The sequence below is a fragment of the Streptomyces rimosus subsp. rimosus genome, assembly GCF_000720725.1.
Classification (GTDB): Bacteria; Actinomycetota; Actinomycetes; order Streptomycetales; family Streptomycetaceae; genus Streptomyces; species Streptomyces rimosus_A.
Window position 1 is genome coordinate 1 of the sequence record NZ_JOCQ01000198.1, and the last position, 4,251, is coordinate 4,251.

The 4,251-nt window shown below is 67.7% G+C and carries 3 protein-coding genes; all 3 read right to left on the bottom strand.

All coding sequences use genetic code 11. From position 1 onward, the window contains the following. Window positions 1-112: 112 nt before the first annotated feature. Genes IH45_RS0142210 through IH45_RS0142220 form a run of 3 tightly spaced genes read right to left on the bottom strand, consistent with a single transcriptional unit; the run spans window position 113 to window position 3,372 of the window. Window positions 113-1,072: a carbohydrate ABC transporter permease gene (locus tag IH45_RS0142210; protein ID WP_030682324.1), complete on the bottom strand. Its 960-nt coding sequence runs from the start codon at window positions 1,070-1,072 to the stop codon at window positions 113-115. Further along, window positions 1,069-2,064 (bottom strand): carbohydrate ABC transporter permease, encoded by a 996-nt coding sequence (locus IH45_RS0142215; RefSeq protein ID WP_234440900.1) that lies wholly within the window; start codon window positions 2,062-2,064, stop codon window positions 1,069-1,071. Before IH45_RS0142215 ends, IH45_RS0142210 begins: the two co-directional genes overlap by 4 nt. Before the next feature lie 18 nt (window positions 2,065-2,082). Then, entirely contained in the window at window positions 2,083-3,372 is a 1,290-nt protein-coding gene (locus IH45_RS0142220; protein ID WP_030682331.1) for an ABC transporter substrate-binding protein, read from the bottom strand. Window positions 3,373-4,251 lie beyond the last annotated feature (879 nt).

Here is a 4,251-nt window from a genome sequence, read left to right on the forward strand (position 1 = left end):
GGCCAGAGCGGGGGCGGGGCGGGGGCGGGGGCCGTACCGGCAGGCATCGTCGCATCGCTTCCCTCCACGTTTCCCCTCACGTCTCCCGTCCTGTCTCCCGTCACGTCTCCCGTCACGTCTTCAACGCCCCCTCGCCCACGCCCCGGAAGAAGTACCGCTGGAGGGCGAAGAACAGCGCCATCATCGGGATCAGCGCGGCCATCGCCCCCGCCGCGATGAGCCGCTGGTCGTTGACCGTGGTGGCTCCGGCGAGCGATTTCAGTCCGAGTTGCAGCGTGTAGTGATCGCTGTTGGTCAGGACGATCAGCGGCCACAGGAAGTCGTCCCAGGCGCCCATGAAGCTGGTCAGGCAGACCACCGCCAGCGCGCCCTTGGCAGCCGGCACGAACACCCGTGTGAAGCGCTGCCACTCGTTGGCCCCGTCCAGGACGGCGGCCTCCTCCACCTCCTTCGGTACGGCGAGGAAGGCGGCCCGCATGATCATCAGGTTGAGCACGGAGACCGCGCCGGGCAGCCAGACCCCGATGAGCGTGTCCACCAGACCCATCGACCGCACCGTGAGGAACATCGAGATCATCACGGACTCGAACGGGAACATCAGCGTCGCGACCAGCACGGTGAAGACCGTCCGCCGCCCGCGCCACCCGGCCCGGGACAGCGCGTAGCCGCCCATCGCGGCGAACACGCAGTTCGAGGTGACGGCCAGCGCGGCGACGATCAGCGTGTTGCCGACGTACTGGATCAGGGGGAACGATTCGGTGACGCGTACGTAGTTGTCGAGCGTCGGCTCGCTCGGCAGCACGCCACCGTAGACGTTCTCCCCGCGGCCCTTCAGCGAGGTCAGGAACTGCCAGACGATGGGGCCCAGCATGACCACCAGCATCAGGCAGAGGGTGAGGTAGCGGCCGGTGAGGCCGAGGGTCGCCTTGCGGCTGCGGCCGTGGTGGCGGCGGCGATCGTGGTGACGGCCGTGGTGGTGGCCGTGACGGCGATCGTGGTGGTGGCCGTGGCTGCGGCCCGCGGTCGGGGCTCGCCGGTCCCGCCGTACGCCCGGCGAAGACAGTTCGGTCACCTCTCGTCTCCCTTCGACAGCCGGTGCCCCAGCAGGCTGAACACCAGCGTCAGCAGGAACAGCAGGATCGAGATGGCCGCCGCGTAACCCGTCTCCCCGGCGAAGCCCAGCCCGACCTGGCGGATCAGGAACGGCAGCGTCCGGGCGCCGCCGCCGGGCCCGCCGCTCTCCCCGCCGAGGATGTAGATCTCGGTGAACACGCGCAGCGCCGAGATCGCCGACAGCGTTCCGACCAGCAGCATCATCGGTTTCACGCTGGGGATGGTGATGCTGAGGAAGCGGCGTACGGCCCCCGCGCCGTCCAGCGCGGCCGCCTCGTACAGCGACGCCGGCACATTCCCCAGCGCCGCCAGATAGAAGACCATGTAGTAGCCGAGGCCCTTCCAGACCGTGACGATCATGGCGGAGACCAGCAGCATCGTGGAATCGGTCAGAAACGGAACCGGCCCGGAAATCAGGTGCAGCTTCTCGAACACGGTGTTGACCAGTCCGTCGCTGCGCAGCACCCACTGCCAGATCAGCCCGACCACGACCGCCGAGGCGATCACGGGCGTGTAGAAGGCGGAGCGGAAGAAGCCGATCCCCGGGATCTTGCGCTGGACGAGGACGGCCAGCGCCAGCGGCAGCAGCACCAGGCAGGGCACGACGACGGCCAGGTAGACGACGCTGTTGACCGTCGCCGTCCAGAAGTCGGGGTCACCGAGCGCCCGGCCGTAGTTCTCCAGCCCGACGAACCGGCCGCCCTTGAGGATCTGCGCGTCGGTGAGCGACAGGATGACGGTGTTGACGAACGGCCAGAGGCTGAAGAGCACCACCATGACCAGCCCCGGCAGCAGGAACAGGTAGGGGGTCCACCAGCGGCGGTGGAGCAGGCCGGTGTCGGCGTCGGTTCGTGCGGAGCGGCGCCGGGTGGCACGTGAGGTTCTGGTGGGGGCTGTGCGGATTGGGGCGGGAGCGGCCGGGCCCGCGAGGGGCGGCGTTGCGGGTGTCATGCCGGATGCCATCGCCCGTCACTGCCGCTTCTTCTGCTGAGCGAGGATCTTGTTCGCCGCCTCCTGCGCGTTCTTGACCGCGGTTTTGGCGTCCTCGTCCCCCCTGATCCCCTTCTGCATCTCCCGCACCACCGCGTCACCGACCTGCGTGGTCCACTCCACGGGCGTATTCGCGTCCAGCCGCGCGGACTTCAGCTCCTCGGCGCCGACGGTGCGCGCCATCGTCTCGGGGTCCTTGCCGTCGCCCTTGTCCGCGAAGTACGGATCGGCCAGGCCCTTCGCGTTCGACGGGTAGATCGTCACCTGCTTCGAGAACGCGACCTGGTTGGGCCCGTTGGTCACCCACTTGGCGAACTCCGCCGCCGCGTCCGGGTGTTTGGTGTCCTTGCGCACGCCCAGCGACTGCGTATAGATCCCGATGTGCCCGAGCGTCCCGGTCACGGCCTGCGCGACCTGCGTCTTCCCGTACGCCGCCGGGGAGTTGCGCTTCACGTCCTTGAGAATGCCGGGCGAGCCCGGACCGAACACCAGCTTCCCGGCCCCGTAGAGCTGCGCGAGATCATCGGCCTTGGTCAGCGACTCCTTCGGCATCGCCCCCATCGCGTACAGCTTCTTCATCCGCTGCACCCACTCGACGGCCTTCGGCGTGTCGAAGACGAACGCGTCCTTCTTCTTGTTCAGGATCGGCACGCCCATCTTCTGCCAGTCGCCGGGCAGCCGCCCCTTCGGGTCCGCCATGAACGCCGTGTACCGGCCGCCCGAAGCACCCGCGATCCGCTCCGCGTAGTCGAAGAACTGCTCCACGCTCGTCGGCGGCTTGGTCACGTCCAGCCCGGCGTCGGCGAAGAGGTCCTTGTTGTACGTGAGGATCTCGGGCGTCACGTACCAGGGGTACGCGTACACCCCGTCCCCCTTGCCCGGCAGCTTGTACTGATCCCAGGCGCCCGGTACGTACTCCTTCGCCACCTTCGGGTCCAGCGCGGCGACATCCGCGAGCATGCCCCGGTCACCGAGCAGCTGGAACGAGTCGGTGTTCAGGTTGACCACGTCCGGCAGCCCGCCGGCCTGCGCGTCGGCGACGAGCTTCTCGTTGTACCCATCGCCCGGCACGTCCTCCCAGGTCACCTTCACATCCGGGTACTTCTTCTCGAACGCGTCGATGACGCCCTGCACGTACGCGGTGAAGTTCGGCTTGAGCTGCAACGTACGGAAGGTGATCTGGCCGGAGACCTTCCCGGTCCGCTTCGGCTGTCCGTCCGCCGCGGCCCCCTCCGCACCTCCGACGCCGCAGGCGGCCGTGACGGACATCAAGGCGACGGTCAGGGCGGCGGCCAGGGCGGGGCGGGGGATGTGGAGGGGGTGAGGAGGGCGGTTGTCACCAGTGTTACGCGTATTACGGGTGCTACGTGCATTACGGGTGTCACGACCAGTACGTATGGGGCCCAAGTGTCTGCGCATCATGGTCACTCCTGCGTCGGGGAAACGCTTCTGCTCGGGAAGCACGTCCGCGTAGGAGAGCGCTTCCACCTAGGGAAACCGCGAGGAAACAGCGAAGAACCACGCACGGACCGGCACACGACCGGCCGCGCCGCCGGATGGCGATGCCAACGTTGTCGTCCGCTTTCGGTTCCGTCAATGCACGGGCCCCAACTTCACCTCGCCAGCACCCCCTTAACGGAAGCCCCACGCAGCCCGCGCCCCTTGCCGACCCCCTCCGTCCACCTCCACCCACCTGCACTAATGCGCTAAAGCCAAGGCCACCGGAACCTGCCATCTCAATTCCGTAACGAAGCCTGGTACTTCGGCACTCGGATCGCCTTTCGTACAGCGATTGACTTCTCTTCGAGCGCCCGTGATCCTGAACGCGCTAAAGCGCATTAGCAGTACGGACTAATGCGCTTTAGCTGTGGAACCCCCACTGGCCCCCACCGCCTCCCTCTGCCCGCCCCTGACCCCACTACGGTCCACAGCAACCGATCGATCAACCGGGCCGGAAGGACGGGCCGTTCAGGCCGAACTGTTCGTGCCGAACTGTTCGTGCCGAACTGTTCAATCGGGCCGCTCAGCCGAACCACTCAGACAAACCACTCAGTCGAACCGCTCAGGCCGGCCGGAGGAGCTGACGCACGACATGACCACCGGCACCAGCACCCCGGCCGCAAGCGCCGACGACCCCGGCCCCAACGC

Coding starts and splice junctions, on each gene's coding strand:
- IH45_RS0142215 (WP_234440900.1), bottom strand. CDS start 2,064: ATGACACCCGCAACGCCGCCCCTCGCGGGCCCGGCCGCTCCCGCCCCA.
- IH45_RS0142220 (WP_030682331.1), bottom strand. CDS start 3,372: ATGTCCGTCACGGCCGCCTGCGGCGTCGGAGGTGCGGAGGGGGCCGCG.